We start from the raw sequence: 19468 nt of genomic DNA on the forward strand, positions 1-19468 counted from the left end.
TTCTTACTAGAGATATAAAAACCAACCCGGCCTAAGCCGGGTTGGTTGCATCAAAAGGTAGGAAAAATCACAGCGCTTCCAATCTGGCATAGGCCGTCACCAGCCACTTGGCGCCGACGTCGTCGAACTGGATCTGCACCCGGCTCTGCTGGCCGACCCCTTCGAAGTTGAGTACCACCCCTTCCCCGAATTTTGGATGGAGCACCCGCTGGCCGAGCTTGATGCCGCTGGCGTCAAAGCTCTGCTGCACCTCGTTCTGGCTAAAGCGACCGTACTGGGTGGGGCGGCTGACCTGAGTGCGCAGCCGGATCTCTTCCAGACACTCGGCGGGCATCTCGCGGATAAAGCGGCTCGGCTTGTGGAACATCTCGCGGCCGTAGATGCGGCGGCTCTCGGCATAACAGATGTAGAGCTTCTCCATGGCGCGGGTCATGCCGACGTAACAGAGACGGCGCTCCTCTTCCAGCCGGCCCGACTCCTCGGTCGATTGCTGGCTGGGGAACATCCCCTCTTCGACGCCGACCAGCAGCACCAGTGGGAACTCCAGCCCTTTGGCGCTGTGCAGGGTCATCAGCTGCACCGCGTCGGCATATTCGTCGGCCTGATTTTCGCCGGATTCCAGCGCCGCGTGGGCGAGGAAGGCGGAGAGATCGCTCATATCCTCCAGCTCGTCCGGGCGCTGGTACTGGCGGCAGGCGGTGACCAGTTCGTCCAGGTTCTCTACCCGCGCCTGGGATTTTTCGCCTTTTTCCGCCAGATACATGGCCTTGAGGCCGGAGTTCTGGATGGCGATATCCGCCTGCTGGTGCAGCGGCAGCATGGCGACCTGCTCCTCCAGCGCGTCGATGAGATCGACAAAGCCGCGCACCGCGTTGCCGGCGCGACCGGTCAGCACCTTGTCGTTGAGCAGCACCTTGGCCGATTGCCACAGGTTGAGCCCCTGATCGCGGGCGTTGCCGCGCAGGATCTCGAGGGTGCGATCGCCGATGCCGCGGGTCGGGGTGTTGACCACCCGCTCGAAGCTGGCGTCGTCGCCACGGTTGTTGATAAGCCGCAGGTAGGCCATGGCGTCCTTGATCTCTTGCCGCTCGAAGAAGCGCAGGCCGCCGTAGATGCGGTAGGGCATGGCGTCCTGCATCAGCGCCTCTTCCAGCACCCGCGACTGGGCGTTGGAGCGATAGAGGATGGCGCAATCGGCCAACAGGCCGCCCTTTTCCTTCCAATCCTTGAGACGGCCGACCACGAAGCGCGCTTCGTCCACCTCGTTGAAGGCGGCGTAGAGTGAAATCGGCTCGCCCTCGGCCCCTTCGGTCCACAGCTCCTTGCCAAGGCGCTCGGCGTTGTTGGCGATGACGCTGTTGGCCGCTTTGAGGATATTGGCGGTGGAGCGGTAGTTCTGCTCGAGACGGATGGTCTCGGCGCCCTGATAGTCGGTCAGGAAGCGCTGGATGTTCTCGATCTTGGCGCCGCGCCAGCCGTAGATGGACTGGTCATCGTCGCCGACGATCATCACCTTGCCGCTGTTGCCCGCCAGCATCCGCAGCCAGGCGTACTGGATGCCGTTGGTATCCTGAAACTCGTCCACCAGAATGTTCTGGAAGCGGTCGCGGTAGTGCTCGAGGATGTGCGGCTTGTTCAGCCACAGCTCGTGGGCGCGCAGCAGCAGTTCGGCAAAGTCCACCAGACCGGAGCGATCGCAGGTCTCCTGATAGGTCTTGTAGATCTGCTGATAGGTGCGGGTGACAGGGTCGCCATAGAGATCGATGTCGCCGGGGCGCAAGCCCTCATCCTTCTTGCCGTTGATGTAGCCCATCACGGCGCGCGGGGCCCAGTGCTTCTCGTCGAGGTTGAGCGCCTTGAGCACCCGGCGGATAAGACGGTACTGGTCGTCGGAGTCGAGGATCTGGAAATCCTGCGGCAAGCCGGCATCCAGATGGTGGGCCCGCAGCAATCGGTGAGCGATGCCGTGGAAGGTGCCGATCCACATGCCGCGCACGCCGTCGCCGATCACTTTTTCGACCCGGCCGCGCATCTCGGCCGCCGCCTTGTTGGTAAAGGTGACCGCGATGATGGAGAAGGGTGAACAGCGTTCCACCTGCATCAGCCAGGCGATACGGTGCACCAGCACCCGGGTCTTGCCCGAACCGGCACCGGCCAGCACCAGCAGGTTGCTGCGGGGCGCCGCAACGGCATCTCTTTGCTTGTCGTTGAGCCCGTCGAGCAGGGTTGAAACGTCCATCACCACTCCTGTTTATTTATACAGGCGGCGATTATACGGCCATCCCCCCGTCAGACCAAATCCAAACTCGGGGGGAGGGGCAAGATGGGCGCTTGTAGGGGCGCCGGTGCGGCCATTTTTGGCTGGCGCAGAGAGAACGGGGCGGGGAGGTCTCCAGCTGTAGCCAATCCTTGCTCGCGCGTTTTGTGGGGATTTTGCGAGCCGGATCACGGGCTTGCCGGGGGGCTGGATGAATAAGAGGGGAAAACGGTTTACAGTAACTTGCTGAACAATAAGAGAAATGTCGTTTGGGTCTTCTGGTTGTTAGCATAAAAAACTGAAAAGTAGCTAAAAAACAACTGCTTATAAGGTTATTTGCTTAGAATTCAAACCGTTAACGCAAACGTTTTTCCCTTATCATTTGCTTGACCCGCATCGGGGCTGACTTAGAGTAAGCCTGCGTGCTAGATAGCCTGCTCTGACAGGCAAGCAAGTTCCCTCACTTAATAACAATCAAGGATACGATCGTGACTAAAGTGCTCAAGCTGGCCACAGTGGCCTCCCTCACTCTCGCTGCTCTCTCTGCTCAGGCTGCTTCCGAGCCAGCCGTCATTTATGACACCGCGGGCAAGTATGACAAATCATTCAACGAAGCCGTGTTCCGTAACGGCGTCGAGCTCTACAACAAGGACAAGGGCGTCAAGGTCAAAGAGTTTGAACCCCAGAACGAAGCCCAGCGTGAGCAGGGTCTGCGTCGTCTGGCCAGCCGTGGCAACGGCCCGATCGTGGCGGTCGGTTTCAACATGGGTTCTGCGGTAGAGAAGGTTGCGACCGAATTCCCGAAAACCCAGTTCACCATCATCGACATGGTGGTCGACAAGCCGAACGTCCAGTCCGTCATCTTCAAGGAGCATGAAGGTTCCTTCCTGGTGGGCGCGCTGGCTGCCATCGCTTCCAAGAGCGGCAAGGTCGGCTTCGTGGGTGGCATGGATATCCCGCTGATCCGCAAATTCCAGTGCGGTTACGAGCAGGGTGCCAAGTTCGTCAATCCGAAGATCGAAGTGTTCCAGAACATGGCGGGCTCTACCCCGGCCGCGTTTGCTGACCCGGCCAAAGGTGCCGAGCTGGCCAAGTCCCAGTTCGCCAAGGGTGCTGACGTGGTTTACGCCGCAGCTGGCGGTACCGGTATCGGTGTCTATCAGGCAGCCAAGGACAGCGGCAAGTTCGCCATCGGCGTAGACTCCAACCAGAACCACCTGCAACCGGGCACCATGCTGACCTCCATGGTCAAGTCTGTGGGGCTGGCCGCTTACCAGACCTGGGATGACGCTGCCAAAGGCGAGTGGAAGCCGGGTATCAAGAACCTGGGTCTGGCCGAAGGCGGTGTGGATTGGGCGCTCGACAAGGACAACGAGAAGCTGATCACCCCGGAAATGAAAGCCAAGGTGGATGCCATCAAAGCTGAAATCATCGCTGGCAAGGTCAAGGTTCATGACTACATGAGCGATAACACCTGCAAATACTAATTAGATAGTTGCTACGACTCTCAACGCACCACCGGCCCGCACGGGCCGGTTTTTAGTCTTATTTCATGAAACGCAGGGCTGCATCATGGACCAGACAGATCGCTATGCCATCGAATTAAGAGGTATCGATAAGCGGTTCGGCGAAGTGTACGCCAACAAGCTGATCGACCTTAAGGTTCGCAAAGGCAGTATCCACGGCATTGTCGGCGAAAATGGCGCCGGTAAGTCCACCCTGATGAGCATCATTTATGGTTTCTACCATGCCGACAAAGGCGAGATGCTGATCGACGGGAATCCTTTCAAACCCCATGGCTCACAAGATGCGATTGCCGCAGGGGTGGGCATGGTTCACCAGCACTTCATGCTGGTCAATAACTTCACCGTATTGGAAAACGTCATCCTCGGCGCTGAGAACGGCTGGCACCTTCAGCAGAGCGTGGCGTCAGCCGAAAAGCTGCTGGGCGAACTGGCGCGGGATTATGGCCTCGACGTGCCGCTGCACGAGAAGGTCGAAGATCTGCCGGTTGGCTTGCAACAGCGGGTCGAAATTCTCAAGGCGCTCTATCGCGGCGCCCGCATCCTGATCCTCGACGAGCCGACCGGGGTACTGACCCCGCAAGAGGCGGATCACCTGTTCGAGGTGCTGAAAAAGCTGCGGGATCAGGGGGCGACCATCATCCTCATCACCCACAAGCTGCGGGAGATCCTGGCCATTACCGATCAGGTCTCCATCATGCGCCGTGGCGAGATGGTGGCACACGTCGCCACCAAGGATACCGACAAGGAGCAGCTGGCCGAACTGATGGTGGGCCGCAAGGTGCGCCTCAAGGTCGACAAGGGGCCAACCCAACCCGGTGAAGCCAAGCTGAAGATCGAAGGGCTCAGCTATTTCGATGCCAGCAAGGTGGAGCGGGTCAAATCGGTCAGCTTCGAGGTGCGGGCCGGTGAAGTGGTCGGCATCGCCGGGGTCTCCGGCAACGGTCAGTCCGAACTGCTTAGCCTGCTTGGCGGCATTCTCAAGCCGAGCAAGGGCGGCTTTACCATCAGCAGCCGCAGCGGCGTGCACAAGGTGAGCGCGGAGCACCCGGCCGATCCCGAACTGGTGCGCAACTACGGCCTCGGTCATGTGCCGGAAGATCGCCACAAGATGGGGCTGATCAACCGCTTCGAGGCGAAAGAGGCCTTTATTCTCGGTTATCACCGCCGCCCGCAATACAACAAGGGTTGGCTGCAGAACAAGGAGGCGATCCAGCAGGATTGTCAGGCCAAGATGGAGAAGTGGGACGTGCGCCCGCCCCATCCCGATCACAAGACCGCCAACTTCTCCGGTGGCAACCAGCAGAAGCTGGTGATCGCCCGTGAAGTGGAGCAGGACCCGGATGTGCTGTTGATCGGCCAGCCGACCCGCGGGGTCGACATCGGCGCCATCGAGTATATCCATCAGCAGATCATCGCCATGCGCGACAAGGGCAAGGCGGTGCTGCTGGTCTCGGTGGAGCTGGACGAGATCATGAGCCTCGCAGACCGGATTCTGGTGATTGCCGATGGTCGCATCGTCGGCGAGCTGGATGGTGCCAAGGCGGATGAGCGCACCATTGGTCTGATGATGGCGAATATCGTTCCCGATGACGTTGCCAAGGAGGCCCACTGATGAGCCAAGTACGTATTCCTGCCTGGGTCTCCGTAGGCGTCTTGTCTGCGGTCAACATCCTGCTGGCCTTCCTGGTGTCGGCCATTCTGTTCTACTACCTCGACATCAACCCGGTCGATGCCGCCAAGATCATGTGGTACGGCGCGTTCGGCACAGGTGAAGGGGTCGGCTTCACCCTCTACTACGCAACCGGCTTTATCTTTACCGGTCTGTCGGTGGCGGTCGCCTTCCACGCCGGTCTGTTCAACATCGGTGGTGAAGGTCAGGCCTATATCGGCGGTCTCGGTGTCGGTCTGGTCTGTCTGATGCTCGGCGATGTGCTGCCGTTTGCCCTGCTGTTGCCGCTCTCCATCATTGCCGGTGGTCTGTTCGGTGCGGCCTGGGCCTTTATTCCGGCCTGGCTGCAAGCCAAGCGCGGCAGCCATATCGTTATCACCACCATCATGTTCAACTTCATCGCCGCCTCCCTGATGGCCTATCTGCTGGTGGAGGTGTTCAAGCCGCCCGGCTCGATGGCAACCGAGAGCAAGGTGTTTGCCGAGGCAAGCTGGCTGCCCAAGATGAGCGGGCTGGCGAACCTGTTCGGGATGGAGATCCCCAACAGCCCGCTCAATATCAGCTTCTTCTGGGCGCTGATCTGTGCGGCGCTGGTGTGGGTCTTTATCTGGCACACCCGCTGGGGCTACGAGATCCGCTCGGTCGGGGCCAGCCAAAGCGCCTCCGCCTACGCCGGTATCTCCTATCCCAAGGTGGTGATCCTGGCGATGGTCATCTCCGGCATGCTGTCGGGCTTCTTCGCCCTCAACGTGCTGCAGGGTGAGCTGCACCAGATCAAGCTCAACTTCGTGGAAGGGTTCGGCTTCACCGGTATCGCGGTGGCGCTGATGGGGCGCAACCATCCGGTCGGCGTTATCATCGCCAGCCTGCTGTTCGGTTTCCTCTATCAGGGGGGCGCCGAGCTCAGCTTCGAGTTCGGTGTCGACCGCAACATCGTGGTGGTGCTGCAGGGTCTGGTGATCCTGTTCTGTGGCGCCCTTGAGCACATGATGCGTCCGCGCATCGAGCAGCTCTATCTGGCGTTTGCCAACCGCTCAGCCGCGCAAGCTAAAGGAGTCTGATCATGTTTGAAATTCTGATCCTGATGCTGGATGCGACCATTCGTACCGCGCCGCCGCTCATTCTCGCCGCCATGGCGGGCATGTTTTGCGAGCGCTCCGGGGTGGTCAACATCGCGCTGGAAGGCAAACTGCTGGCGGCGGCGTTCGCCAGTGGTGCGGCGGCGGCGGTCTCCGGTTCTGCCTGGATAGGTCTGGGTGCCGGGGTGGGTGTCTCCATCCTGTTTGCCCTGATGCACGGTTTTGCCACTATCACCCATCGCGGTGATCAGGTGGTGAGCGGCATGGCCATCAACATTCTGGCGGCCGGTCTGACCGTCACCCTGGGCCGTTACTGGTTCGATCAGGGTGGCCAGACCCCGGCGCTCTCCGGTGATGCCCGTTTTGCCCCCATCGATCTGCCCTATGCCAAGGAGTTGTGGGATGTGCCGGTGATCGGCCAGCTCTACAGCGAGCTGCTGAGCGGCCACTCCCTGCTGGAGTACGTGGCGTTCGCCTGCGTGCCGCTGGCCTGGTGGGTGATGTTCCGTACCCGCTTCGGTCTGCGTCTGCGGGCGGTGGGCGAGGCACCGGCAGCGGTCGATACCGCCGGTATCTCTGTGGTGCGGATGCGCTACACCGCGCTCCTCATCGGCGGCCTGCTGGCCGGTATCGGTGGCACCTATCTGGCGGTGGCCCAGACGGCCCAGTTCATCCCCAACATGAGTGCGGGCAAGGGCTTTATGGCTCTGGCGGCGCTGGTGTTCGGCAAGTGGCGCCCCTGGAATGCCATGGCAGCCTGTCTGCTGTTCGGCTTCCTCGATGCGGTCGCCATCCGCCTGCAAGGGGTCAGCATCGGTGGCTTCGCCATTCCGGTGCAGGCCATTGAGGCTCTGCCCTACATCCTGACCGTGTTCCTGCTGGCCGGCTTTATCGGCCGCGCGGTGGCACCCAAGGCGCTCGGCACCCCCTATGTGAAGGAGCGGGAGTAGCGCCCTTTAGCGCGATATTCCCGATCACACAGATAACAGCAGGCCCACTTCGGTGGGCCTGTTTTTTTATGGGCGGGATGGGGCAGACCAGCCGGGATCTGGATGGTGTGATAGAGGGGGATGGTGGCGTGAAGGGATAAAGGGGCTGCGTGAGTTGCTGCGGGGAGCGGCTGGCGTACAAGAGCTGACCCCCTTGCCAGCACCATCAAAAACCCCCTCGTATCAGGAGGGGGTTGCAGAGGTTATTGCCGGATTAACCCTGAGGTTCAGGGTGCCAGCACCAGCTTGTAGACGCCAAAGCCGGGGTGTTTGGCATCGGTGGGTGGCAGGGTCTCTACATAGTTCAGCTTGCCACCGGTCAGGGCCTGCGCCTCGCTGCGTGGCGAGCTGTAGATGCGCAGATCCAGATTGGCGGGCAGGGGGGCCAGCTGCCAGTTGTTGTCTGCTGGAGGCTCGAAACCGGCCGGATTCTTCTCTGCCAGATCCTTGAGGTATTCGGAGAGCACTTCGCGGGTTTCGAACTGATCTTCATGGACGATCACCTTGGCGTTGATGCCCGGGAAGTTGCCACCACCGCTGGCGCGGTAGTTGTTGGTCACCACGTAGAACATCTGGGCCGGGTCGATTGCCTTGCCCTGATAGGTGAGGTTGGTGATGCGATAGCTGTCGCTCACCTTGTTGCCATCCACATCGTAACGGGCGGGTTTGGTCACATCGACCTGATAGTTCACCCCGTCGATCACGTCGAAGTTGTAGGTGCGGTACTTCTCGTTCACCAGCCACTGGGTGGCGGTGCTGGCGGCATCGATCTTGTTGAACTGGACGGCGCTCTTCTCCAGCCACTCCTGTACGGTCGCGCCATTGATGGCGACCACCTGCAGGGTGTTGGGGTAGACATAGAGGTCGGCCACGTTGCGCAGGGAGATATCGCCAGCCGGTACATAGGTGAAGTCGGTCGGACCGTTGCGACCGCCACGGAATGGCGCGGCGGCGGAGAGGATGGGCCATTTCTCCTTGAGCTGACCATCCTGTTGCAGCTTCTTGGCATGCCACAGCTGGGCGTCGCTGACGATCTGGATGGAGGGGTCATCCTGCACCAGCGCGAAGAAGCTGTGGATTGGCTTGGTGATCTTGCTGAGGGGCTCGTCCAGCCACTGGTTGGCCTGCTCGTGCTCGGCAATGACCTGATCGACTACCGCCTGATCTTCGGTGCTGCTGGCGCTGCTGTCGATTTTGCGCAGCTGGGACTGGCTGGAGGCCACTTCCCAGCGACCCTCTTTCCAGGTCATGTGCAGGTCGATGATGCCGAGGTGATTGCCCCAGACGCCCGGCATCACGGTCGGTACGCCCGCCAGGGTGCCTTTCTCGTTGTCCACGTCGGTCATGTTGGGGTAGTCACCCGGGAAGGTGCGGTGGGCATGGCCCAGCAGCAGGGCATCGACCCCTTTCACTTTGGCCAGTGGCAGGGCTGCGTTCTCCATCATGGGTTCGCGCGGGTCACCAATGATGCCAGTGTGGGCCACGACCACGACGATGTCAGCGCCCTTGGCGTGGATTTCGGGTACATAGTGCTCGGCGGTCTCGACCATATCGGCCACCACCACCTTGCCTTCCAGATTGCGCTTGTCCCACTGGGTGATCTGGGGAGGAGTCAGCCCCAGCACACCGACCTTGAGGGTCTGGGTATTGCCGTTGGCATCCTTCACCTGACGATCCAGCACCACATAGGGTTTGAACTTCTGCTTGCTCCAGTCGATGGTGCCCTTGCCATCACGGCTGAAGGCATCGGCCTGGAAGACGTTGGCGTTGATGTAGGGGTAGTTGGCCCCTTTCAGGGTCTCTGAGAGGAAGTCGAGACCGAAGTTGAATTCGTGGTTGCCCAGGTTGCCGACATCATAGCTCATGGTGTTGAGCGCCTTGATGGCGGGGTGGGTCTGCTTGCTCAGCCATTGCTGTTTGACCTGCTGGTCGTGGATATAGTCGGCCAGCGGGGTGCCCTGGATCAGGTCGCCGTTGTCGATCAGCAAGTTGTTGGCGTTCTCTTCGCGGGCCTTGCGGATCAGCACAGCGGTGCGGGCAAAGCCCAGCGAGGCATCCGGCTTGTTCTGGTAGTAGTCGTAGCTCAGCAGGTTGGAGTGGATATCAGAAGTTTCGATCAGCCGCAGGGTGAGATCACCGGGGGCCTGAGAGTTGTTGTCATCACAGCCGGACAGCAAAAAGATAACTGCCACCGCGCTCAGTTTGAGGGTGGTTTTCATTGTTGGATTCTCTTGTTATGGGTATGCCAGCGTGGTGCATTCTATCGACAGCAAAAGAATCCGATTGTGAGCAGGCTGGCAATTCGGGCTAATTACCCTCCTGTTAATAGAGTTATGGCTCTGATTTTAATCTGTTTTTTGTCTTTCTTCTGGGCCGCCACCCTCAATGCTATTTCACTGTTAGTCACCCTGTTGTCGTCACCGCTGTGCGGTCGGGGCAAGCGGCCTGCCGCTCCTGCGAGGCTGTAATGGTTGGTTACAGATCTCCATTCGACTGATAGATGACCTTTCCCTTAAATTCAGCGGCGATTGATTGCATCTAAAAATTACAAAGCGACAGCAAGGAATAAAAACTCATGAAAATGCACAACAAAGCGCTGATGGCTATCGCCTGCGCTGCGGCCCTGTCTGCCTGTGACAGCGAAAAAGCTGCCAACAGCATTGCCAAGCGGGTGCCACTGGCCCTGCCGGAGGCGGGTCTTTATCAAGCGAATCTGATGAGTCGCGACGGCGACAAGGCGACGCCGCGCATGATCAAGGATCTGGATGGTCTGGCGCTGGTCTACCCGAAGGGTGAAACCGTGCAGCACTGGGGTGTCTGGGTGGATCATCAGGTGGGCAAGGTCGAGACCAACAGCCAGTGGCTGGGTCAGGCTGACCAGAAAGCCGACAAAGACGGGATCTACCCGGTGCAGTTGATCCGCAACAGCGAGCGACTCGGCACCAGCACGGCGCTCAGCTCGGTGACCAATGACCACAACCTCATCACCTTCCAGGATCAGCCGGTCATCGATCTGCAGGGCAAGGAGATCAAGCGCTGGGTTTTTGATTTCACCCGGACTGGCACCAAGTTCTCCGACAACTCCCCCATCTATTCCGGTTTCAGCGGTCATGTGGCGGTGACGGCCCTGACCACCAAAGCGGTGACCACGGCCAGCTGGAGTGCCACGGACAGCGATGGCTTCAGCAGCGACATGGTGGGCAAGGTGGATACCACCAACAACGGCGGCAAGCTGACGGTGGCGATCGAGTTTCCGGCGGCAGGTTGTACGCTGGTGGGCGAGGGGAGTGCCACTGCCGGGTTGAGCAAGCTGACCATGACCGGGTTTGGCAAGTGCAACTTCAAGCAATCCGCTGCAGCCACGCCGCTCGAAAACCTCTGGAATGCCGCTCTGGCCCGGGCGATGGATAACCGCGTCGCTTATATCACCACCTTTACCTCGGATGCCAAAAAAGAGGCGCTGATCATCGGTTTCCCCGACACCAATGGCTTGCTGATCACCGCTGACAAGCGATAAGCAGCTAACGGCAGGGGTTGGCAAACGCGCCTGAAACAACAAGGGAGCCAGTGGCTCCCTTGTTGTTTTCAACGCACGGTTTACAGCAGGAACAGGGTCGCCAGCCCGAGGAAGATAAAGAAGCCGCCGGTATCGGTGATGGCGGTGATCATCACGCTGGCACCGACTGCCGGGTCGCGGCCGAGGCGGGTCATGGTCATGGGGATAATGACCCCCATCAGCGCCGCCACCAGTAGGTTGAGCATCATGGCGAGCGTCATCACGGCGCCGAGCGCCGCATCCTGATAGAGCAGATAGGTGGCAATGCCCATGGTGCCGCCCCACACCAGCCCGTTGATAAAGGCGACGCCAAGTTCCCGCAGCAGCAGGAAGGAGAGGTTGCCCGCCTGAATGTGCTGCAGCGCCAGCGCCCGCACTATCATGGTGATGGTCTGGTTGCCGGTGTTGCCGCCGATCCCGGCGACAATGGGCATCAGCGCCGCCAGTGCCACCAGCTGGGAGATGGTGTGCTCGAACAGACCGATCACCCTCGAGGCGACAAAGGCGGTGCAGAGGTTGATGGCAAGCCAGGCCCAGCGGGTCTTGACCGCCTTGGAGACAGGGGCGAACACGTCTTCATCCTCGCTGATACCCCCCATCCGGCGCAGGTCGGTGTCACTCTCCTCATAGACCAGATCCACCACCTCTTCGACGGTGAGGCGGCCCATCAGCTTGCCCTTGCCATCCACTACGGCGGCGGAGAGCAAGTCATCCCGCTCGAAGGTGCGGGCCGCCGCTTCGTCGTTATCCTCCGGATCGAAGGTGACCGGATCACGCTCCATCACGTCGCTCACCAGGGTGGCGGGCTTGTGCAGCAGTACAGTGGTGAGGGCCAGCTCCCCCAGCAGGTGGTTGCGCCGGTCGATGACGAACAGCTTGTCGGTGTTGGCGGGGATCTTGCCGCGCAGGCGCAGATAGCGCTGCACCGTGGCCAGACTCACCTCGGGGCGGATGGTGATGATCTCGAAGTCCATCATGGCGCCGACGGTGTGCTTGCCGTAGCGGATCACCTCCCGCACCCGATCCCGCTCTTCGGGGGCCATATAGGTGAGCAGCCGCCCCATCAGGTTGCGCGGCAGATACTGGCCCAGATAGATCTGGTCATCGATATCCAGGGTGCGCAGGGCGTGCAGCAGCTCCTTGTCGCTCATCCCGCTGATAAGGCTGTCCCACACCGTCTCCGACGCTTCGACCAGGATCTGGCCGCGCTTCTCCTCCTCCACCAGCGCCCACAGGGCATGACGCTCATCAGGCGGCAGCGATTCCAGCGCATCGGCGACGTCGGCGGCAGGCAACCCGTTGACCAGCGCAGTGAGTTCGCTGGTCTGATCGCGCTGCTCGGCATCCTGCACCACCTGCGGATCGAGCAGGCTGTCGGTGAGGGCATCATCGCGCAGCAGCAGGGTGAGAATGCGGGATCTGTCATCCGCGCGCTGCCGGGCGCTGTTCTTGATGGGAAGAGACATGGGATGAATTCCTGAGATGGTAGCCAAGGGCCCAATGCCCATAGGATACCAGACTTAAAACAACAGGTTATGACCGTGATGGGAGAAGAGGGGGGTAAAAGTGAGGCCACCTGCTGGTGGCCTCATGGTGAGTTGCCGAGAATCCCTCAGGCGAGGGCTCGCTGGCGCTGCGGGGCCTCGCCAAACCAGGCGAGCCGGTCGGCCAGGGTTACCACAGAACCCACCATGATCAGGGCAGGACTCTCGACCCCCACCGCCAGCGCGGGCAGCTCATCGAGGGTGCCGCGAATGACCCGCTGGCAAGGTTGGGTGCCGCGCTCGATCAGCGCCACCGGGGTGTTGCTCGCCTTGCCGTGAGCCAGCAACTGCTCGCGGATGGTGGTGCAGGAGGAGAGCCCCATATAGAAGACCAGCGTTTGCCGATCTTTGGCCAGCAGCGGCCAGTCGAGATCCCGGGCGCCCCCCTTGCCGTGGGCGGTGACGAAACGGACGCTCTGGGCGTGATCCCGGTGGGTGAGCGGAATACCGGCGTAGGCGGCGCAGCCGCTGGCCGCGGTGATGCCGGGCACCACCTGAAAGCCGATGCCTGTGCCGACCAGCGTCTCCAGCTCCTCGCCGCCACGGCCGAAGATAAAGGGGTCGCCCCCCTTCAGCCGCACTACCCGTTGCCCCTTCTGCGCCTCTTCCAGCAAGAGCTGGTTGATCCCCTCCTGCGGCACGCAGTGGTTGCCCGCCTGCTTGCCGACGAAGATGCGCTTGGCATCCCGGCGCACCAGTGCCATCACCTCGTCCGAGACCAGCCGGTCATAGACCACCACGTCCGCCTGCTGCATCTGGCGCAGGGCGTGCAGGGTGAGCAGGCCCGGATCGCCGGGGCCGGCACCCACCAGCACCACCTCGCCAGCGCTCTTGCTCTCGTCGGCAAACAGGCTGTCGGCCAGTTGGTTGGCCGAAGCGTGATCGCCCCGTGCCAGCGCCTGCCCGAGCCGATCCGCCCCGAGCAGCCGCTCCCAGAAGCGGCGCCGCTCCCCCATGCTGGCGAAGCGCGCCTTGACCCGATCCCGCAGGCTGCCGGCGAAGGCCGCCACGGCGCCCAGATGCTGGGGCAGCAGGGCTTCGAGTTTTTCTCGCAGCAAGCGGGCCAGCACCGGCGCCTTGCCGCCGGAGGAGATGGCTACCATCAGCGGCGAGCGGTCGATGATCGACGGCATGATGAAGCTGGAGCGTTTCGGGTCATCTACCACGTTGGCAAAGATCCGCGCCCGGTTGGCGCTCTGGTAGACCAGCGCATTCACCTCGCGCCGATCGGTGGCGGCCACCACCAGCCACTTGCCCGCCAGTTGCTGCGGCGCGAATTCACCGGCCAGCCACTCGATGCTGCCGTTGGCAGCCAGTTCAGCCAGCTCGGGGTCGAGCTCGGGTGCGACCACGGTGAGCTGGGCACCGGCATCCAGCAGCAGGCGCGCCTTGCGCTCCGCTACCTCGCCGCCGCCGACCAGCAGCACGGGTTTGTTGTCGAGTCGGCAAAAGATGGGCAAGTAGTCCATGGGGCCTCCGGATCAGGCGGTTCGGGTCTGGTTGGCGGTGCTGGTGGTTTCGCTCACTGCAACCGGGCGCTCGGCCTTGGGGGTGGCATACCAGTAGCCGAGGCCCATAAAGAGGGCGCCGGAGACGGTGTTGCCCAGGGTCACCCACAGCAGGTTGTGGCCGATGCCGCTCAGGGTGTAGGCATCCGAGTGGGCACCAAACCAGGAGAGGGCGAACAGGGTCATGTTGGCGATGGAGTGCTCGTAGCCGGAGGCGATGAAGGCCAGCAGGCACCACCAGATGGCGATGAAGCGGGCGGCACCCTCGGTGCGCAGTGCCATCCAGATAGCGAGGCAGACCAGCCAGTTGCAGAGGATCCCCTTCATAAACAGGGTCAGGGCCGGTGCCTGGGTCTTGGCCAGCGCCACCTTGTGGGCCAGACTGCCCGCGTCCGGCAGCAGGCTGCCGCCGTAGGAGTAGATCAGCGCCACCACAACGGAGCCAATCAGATTGCCCGCCCAGGTCTGCGGCAGGATGCGCAGCAGGTCGGCCATGGTGATCTTGCCCGTTTTCACCCCGAAGGTGAGGAACATGGTGTGGCCGGTAAACAGCTCGGAGCCGGCGATGATGACCAGGGTCAGGGCGATGCCGAAGGTGGCCCCCATCACCAGCGGTCGGATGCTCGGATCCACCAGATTGCCGAGGGTGAAGATAAGGATGATGCCGAGGCCCACATAGGCCCCCGCCATGGCGGAGCTGAGCCAGAAGCCGAGCTTGTCGCTGCGCTCGAAGCGGTTGATGCGGGCCGCGTTGGCGGCGCACTTGTTGATGGTTTCCGTGTACATCTTGTGAGTCCTTGAAAGGGCTGCCTCAGGCAGCCCGAAAGAGAGTGAAATCGGCGTTAGACGGCGACCCAGACCTGCTGGTCGCGCACTTCAACGGGGTAGCTTTGAACCGACATGGCGGGATTGTCGAAACAGTGGCCATCGCTCAGGCGAAAGCGCTGCTTCTTGATCGGGCTGGCCACCCAGAGCTCGCCGTCGTGTTCGCAGATCAGGCCCCGTGACAGCACGTTGGCGGCGAAGAAGGGATCCCGGTTGTCGATGGCGAACACCTCGGCCGCCGCGCTCGGGCGGAACAGGGCAATCTGGCGACCCTCAATGAGTGCGCAGACACCGGTTCCCGGCAGGATATCGTTGAGTTGACAGGCAAGTTTCATCATTTGGTCTCCACCTCGATCTGGTAGACGGGGATGCGCTCGGCCGGGGTCGCCGGTCGGTGCTGGTCGCGCTCGGCGACGAACTGAACGTCCGGATCGCGCTTGTCGCTGTTGATGAAGTGGCTGAAGCGCTTGAGCGCCTCCTCTTCATTGAGGGTGCGCGACCATTCGCACTCGTAGCTGTCGATCAGGGTCTGGATATCGCGCTCCAGCGTCTCGGCCAGCCCCAGCTTGTCATCGACGATCACCTCGCGCAGGTAGTCGACGCCCCCTTCCAGATTGCCGAGCCAGACCGAGGTGCGCTGCAGTTTGTCGGCGCTGGTGACGTAGAACATCATAAAGCGGTCGATCAGCTTGATGAGGGTCTCGCGGTCGAGGTCAGACGCCAGCAGATCGGCGTGGCGCGGTTTCATGCCGCCGTTGCCGCCCACATAGAGGTTCCAGCCCGCGTCGGTGGCGATGATGCCGACATCCTTACCTTGGGCTTCCGCACATTCGCGGGTACAGCCGGAGACGCCGAACTTCATCTTGTGCGGGGTGCGAATGCCCTTGTAGCGGTTCTCGAGGAAGACCCCGAGGCCAACGCTGTCCTGCACGCCGAAGCGGCACCAGGTGCTGCCGACGCAGGTCTTGGCCATGCGCAGCGCCTTGGCGTAGGCCTGACCTGTCTCGAATCCGGCCGCCAGCAGCTTGTGCCAGATGGCCGGCAGATCATCCTTCTGGGCCCCGAACAGGCCGATGCGCTGGGCGCCGGTGATCTTGGTGTAGAGCTTGTAGTCGCGGGCCACTTCGGCCACCGCCAGCAGCCCTTCCGGAGTCACTTCGCCACCGGCCATGCGCGGGATGACGGAGTAGCTGCCGTCCTTCTGCATGTTGCCGAGGAAGATGTCGTTGGTGTCCTGCAGCGGGATGTTGCGCGGGCTCAGCACATGCTCGTTCCAGCAGGAGGCGAGGATGGAGCCGACGGTCGGTTTGCACACCTCGCAGCCATAGCCCTGACCGTGCTTGGCCAGCAGTTCGTCGAAGCTCTTGATCCCCTCCACCTTGACCAGATGGAACAGCTCCTGACGGGAGTGGGGGAAGTGGGCGCAGAGGTGGTTGTTGACCTCGATGCCCTGCTTCACCAGTTCGGCGTTGAGCACCTGACTGATGAGCGGCACACAGCCGCCGCAGCCGGTACCGGCCTTGGTCTGCTGCTTGATGGCTGCCAGCGTGGTGTGACCCTCGGCCACCGCCTTGGCGATGTCGCCCTTGGAGACGTCGAAGCAGGAGCAGATCTGGGCGCTTTCCGGCAGGGCATCCACCCCCAGCGTCGGCTTGGCACCGGCGTAGGCGGGCAGGATCAGGGTGTCCGGGTGGCTCGGTAGCGGCAGGGCGTTGAGCATCATCTGCAGCAGGTTGCCGTAATCTTCCACGTCACCCACCAGCACGGCGCCGAGCAGGCGGCTGTTGTCCTCGCTCACCACGATCTTCTTGTAGACGCCAGCCTGATCGTCCTGAAACACATAGCTGTGGCTGCCCGGGGTGCGGCCGTGGGCATCACCGATGGAGCCGACGGAGACGCCGAGCAGCTTGAGCTTGGCGCTCATGTCTGCCCCCTCGAAACGGCTGTCGCCGCCCTGCAGATGGTCGACGGTGATCTGGGCCATCTTATAGCCCGGTGCCACCAGCCCGAAGAAGCGGCCCTGCCAGGCGGCGCACTCGCCGATGGCGTAGATGTCGGGGTCGGAGGTGAGGCAGTGATCGTCGATGACGATGCCGCCGCGCTCGGCGATGGCGAGATCACCATAACGGCCCAGAGTATCTTGCGGGCGAATGCCGGTGGAGAAGACCACCACATCCACTTCCAGCTGGCTGCCGTCGGCAAAGGCGAGGCGGTGTTTCGCCTGCTCGCCGCCATGCATCAGGATCTCGCTTGTGCTCTTGCTGGTGTGTACCTGCACGCCCATGGATTCAATCTTGCGGCGCAGCAGCTGGCCGCCCTGACCGTCGAGCTGCTCGGCCATCAGCACCGGAGCAAACTCCACCACGTGGGTCTCGAGACCCAGTGCCTTGAGGGCGCCGGCGGCTTCGAGGCCAAGCAGACCGCCCCCGATCACCACCCCGCTCTTGCCGCTTCTGGCGGCGCTGCGGATGGCTTTCAGATCCTCGATGGTGCGATAGACGAAGCATTCGTGGTGCTGACTGCCCGCAATGGGCGGCACCCAGGGGTAGGAGCCGGTGGCCAGCACCAGCTTGTCGTACCCGACCACAGTGCCCTTGTTGGAGTGCACTTCGCGGTTGGCCCTGTCGATTTTTTTCACCGCTTCGCCGAGCAGCAGGCGGATGCCGTGCTTGTCGTAGAAGCCGGGTTTGACGAGGGAGAGATCTTCGCTGGTGTGATGGGAGAAGTAGGAGGAGAGATGGACGCGATCGTAGGCGGGACGGGATTCTGCACCGAAGACGGTGATCTCGTAGCGGCCCGGGTCGGCCCGCTCGATCAACTCTTCGATGAAGCGGTGCCCCACCATGCCGTTGCCCACAACGACCAGTCTGACTTTGCTCATAGTTGCCTCAAGTTTGGAGTAATAAAACATCATTCTGGGGCTAGGCTACCCAGTCAGTCGGGGCGGACAATTGATGCAAATCAAGTGTCTATTTATATATCTCGTCAGGGGTAATTCGATAAAATTCAAAGATATACAAAAATAGGTATACCAGTTGAGTGTTTTGCTGCTGGGTGCGAGTGGGACATAGAGAGAAGGGGGCTGGGGCTTAAAATGCAAAACGCCCCCATTTCTGGAGGCGTTTTTTTACAAACAGAACTTCGCTTACAGAATAAAGCGGCTCAGATCTTCATCCTCGACAAGCGCACCGAGATGGGCGTTGACGTAGTCGGTGTCGATGACAAAGGTCTCGCCGGACTTCTCGGAGGCGTCGTAGGAGATATCTTCCATCAGGCGCTCCATCACGGTGTGCAGGCGACGGGCACCGATGTTCTCGGTACGCTCGTTGACCTGCCAGGCCGCTTCGGCCAGACGGCGGATGCCATCCTTGGTGAACTCGATATTGACCCCTTCGGTGGCCATCAGCGCCTTGTACTGATCGGTCAGCGAGGCGTTCGGTTCGGTCAGGATGCGCTCGAAGTCATCGGTGGTCAGCGCGGTCAGCTCGACCCGGATCGGCAGACGGCCCTGCAGCTCGGGGATGAGGTCGGACGGCTTGGCGATCTGGAAGGCGCCGGAGGCGACAAACAGGATGTGGTCGGTCTTGACCATGCCGTGCTTGGTGTTGACGGTGCAGCCCTCGACCAGCGGCAGCAGGTCGCGCTGTACCCCTTCACGGGAGACATCGGGGCCCGAGCTCTCGCCGCGCTTGCAGATCTTGTCGATCTCGTCGAGGAAGACGATGCCGTTGTTCTCGACAGCGGCGATGGCTTTCTGCTTCAGCTCTTCAGGATTGACCAGACGGGCCGCTTCCTCTTCGATCAGCGCCTTCATGGCCTCTTTGACCTTGATCTTGCGCTTCTTCTTCTGGTTCTGGCCCAGGTTCTGGAACAGTCCCTGCAGCTGGTTGGCCATCTCTTCCATGCCCGGCGGGGTCATGATTTCGACGCCCATCGGGGAGGCGGAGAGTTCCAGCTCGATCTCTTTGTCATCCAGCTGACCTTCCCGCAGTTTCTTGCGGAAGATCTGGCGGGTGTTGGAGTTGTCGGCTTTCTCTTCCTCACCCCAGGTGTTGCGCGGGTTGGGCAACAGGGCGTCGAGGATGCGCTCCTCGGCGGCTTCCTCGGCGCGATATTTCATCTTCTCCATCTCGGTTTCGCGCACCAGCTTGATGGCGGCATCGGTCAGATCGCGGATGATGCTGTCCACTTCCTTGCCGACGTAGCCCACCTCAGTGAACTTGGTCGCTTCCACCTTGATGAAGGGGGCGTTGGCCAGTTTGGCCAGACGACGGGCGATCTCGGTCTTGCCGACACCGGTCGGGCCGATCATCAGGATGTTTTTCGGGGTCACTTCATGGCGCATCTCTTCGTTGAGCTGCATCCGGCGCCAGCGGTTGCGCAGGGCAACGGCAACGGCGCGCTTGGCATCGGCCTGACCAATGATGTGTCTGTCCAGCTCGTGGACGATTTCTCTCGGGGTCATCTCGGACATGATGGTGTTCCTGTATCCGGGGCGGGCAGTGCCCGCCCCTT

13 protein-coding genes are annotated in these 19468 nt (G+C 61.5%); 5 read left to right on the plus strand and 8 right to left on the minus strand.

Features of this window, described 5'->3' with window-relative positions:
* Positions 1 to 67: 67 nt before the first annotated feature.
* Positions 68 to 2239, minus strand: coding sequence for a DNA helicase II (gene uvrD / locus ACTG2T_RS09920; protein WP_330125301.1), 2172 nt, complete (start codon positions 2237 to 2239; stop codon positions 68 to 70).
* A 506-nt stretch (positions 2240 to 2745) separates the two neighbouring features.
* Here uvrD and ACTG2T_RS09925 point away from each other — a divergent pair.
* From ACTG2T_RS09925 to ACTG2T_RS09940, 4 genes are all read left to right on the plus strand, one after another.
* Positions 2746 to 3744 carry a BMP family lipoprotein gene (locus tag ACTG2T_RS09925; RefSeq protein ID WP_005340803.1) on the plus strand — a complete coding sequence of 333 codons (999 nt, stop codon included), beginning with the start codon at positions 2746 to 2748 and terminating at the stop codon, positions 3742 to 3744.
* Positions 3745 to 3829: 85 nt separating this feature from the next.
* Positions 3830 to 5395, plus strand: a complete 1566-nt coding sequence (locus ACTG2T_RS09930; RefSeq protein ID WP_100644783.1) for an ABC transporter ATP-binding protein — start codon at positions 3830 to 3832, stop codon at positions 5393 to 5395.
* Positions 5395 to 6513 carry an ABC transporter permease gene (locus tag ACTG2T_RS09935; RefSeq protein WP_005357011.1) on the plus strand — a complete coding sequence of 373 codons (1119 nt, stop codon included), beginning with the start codon at positions 5395 to 5397 and terminating at the stop codon, positions 6511 to 6513. Before ACTG2T_RS09930 ends, ACTG2T_RS09935 begins: the two co-directional genes overlap by 1 nt.
* A gap of 2 nt (positions 6514 to 6515) precedes the next feature.
* Positions 6516 to 7481 carry an ABC transporter permease gene (locus ACTG2T_RS09940; RefSeq protein WP_021230728.1) on the plus strand — a complete coding sequence of 322 codons (966 nt, stop codon included), beginning with the start codon at positions 6516 to 6518 and terminating at the stop codon, positions 7479 to 7481.
* A 266-nt stretch (positions 7482 to 7747) separates the two neighbouring features.
* Here the strand turns inward: ACTG2T_RS09940 and ACTG2T_RS09945 are convergent, their stop codons facing one another.
* Entirely contained in the window at positions 7748 to 9739 is a 1992-nt protein-coding gene (locus tag ACTG2T_RS09945; protein WP_330125300.1) for a bifunctional 2',3'-cyclic-nucleotide 2'-phosphodiesterase/3'-nucleotidase, read from the minus strand.
* 356 nt (positions 9740 to 10095) lie between these two features.
* Between ACTG2T_RS09945 and ACTG2T_RS09950 the strand changes: the two genes are divergently transcribed.
* Entirely contained in the window at positions 10096 to 11037 is a 942-nt protein-coding gene (locus ACTG2T_RS09950) for a hypothetical protein (protein WP_330125299.1), read from the plus strand.
* Positions 11038 to 11117: 80 nt separating this feature from the next.
* On the opposite strand, the gene mgtE is transcribed toward ACTG2T_RS09950, so the two are convergent.
* The 6 genes from mgtE to hslU all read right to left on the minus strand — a co-directional run bounded on the left by mgtE (position 11118) and on the right by hslU (position 19427).
* Positions 11118 to 12542 carry a magnesium transporter gene (mgtE, locus tag ACTG2T_RS09955; protein ID WP_330125298.1) on the minus strand — a complete coding sequence of 475 codons (1425 nt, stop codon included), beginning with the start codon at positions 12540 to 12542 and terminating at the stop codon, positions 11118 to 11120.
* 146 nt (positions 12543 to 12688) lie between these two features.
* Positions 12689 to 14089, minus strand: a complete 1401-nt coding sequence (cysG, locus tag ACTG2T_RS09960) for a siroheme synthase CysG (protein WP_330125297.1) — start codon at positions 14087 to 14089, stop codon at positions 12689 to 12691.
* A gap of 12 nt (positions 14090 to 14101) precedes the next feature.
* Positions 14102 to 14914 carry a nitrite transporter NirC gene (nirC, locus tag ACTG2T_RS09965; RefSeq protein ID WP_330125296.1) on the minus strand — a complete coding sequence of 271 codons (813 nt, stop codon included), beginning with the start codon at positions 14912 to 14914 and terminating at the stop codon, positions 14102 to 14104.
* Between the two features lie 56 nt (positions 14915 to 14970).
* A complete protein-coding gene (gene nirD, locus ACTG2T_RS09970; RefSeq protein WP_330125319.1) occupies positions 14971 to 15288 on the minus strand; it encodes a nitrite reductase small subunit NirD in 318 nt (105 codons plus the stop codon).
* Positions 15288 to 17834, minus strand: coding sequence for a nitrite reductase large subunit NirB (nirB, locus tag ACTG2T_RS09975; RefSeq protein WP_330125295.1), 2547 nt, complete (start codon positions 17832 to 17834; stop codon positions 15288 to 15290). Before nirB ends, nirD begins: the two co-directional genes overlap by 1 nt.
* A gap of 264 nt (positions 17835 to 18098) precedes the next feature.
* A complete protein-coding gene (hslU, locus tag ACTG2T_RS09980; protein WP_005340773.1) occupies positions 18099 to 19427 on the minus strand; it encodes an HslU--HslV peptidase ATPase subunit in 1329 nt (442 codons plus the stop codon).
* Between the last annotated feature and the right edge of the window lie 41 nt (positions 19428 to 19468).

The sequence above is a fragment of the Aeromonas sp. 75A genome (genome assembly GCF_051919425.1).
In the GTDB taxonomy this organism is placed as follows: domain Bacteria; phylum Pseudomonadota; class Gammaproteobacteria; order Enterobacterales; family Aeromonadaceae; genus Aeromonas; species Aeromonas veronii.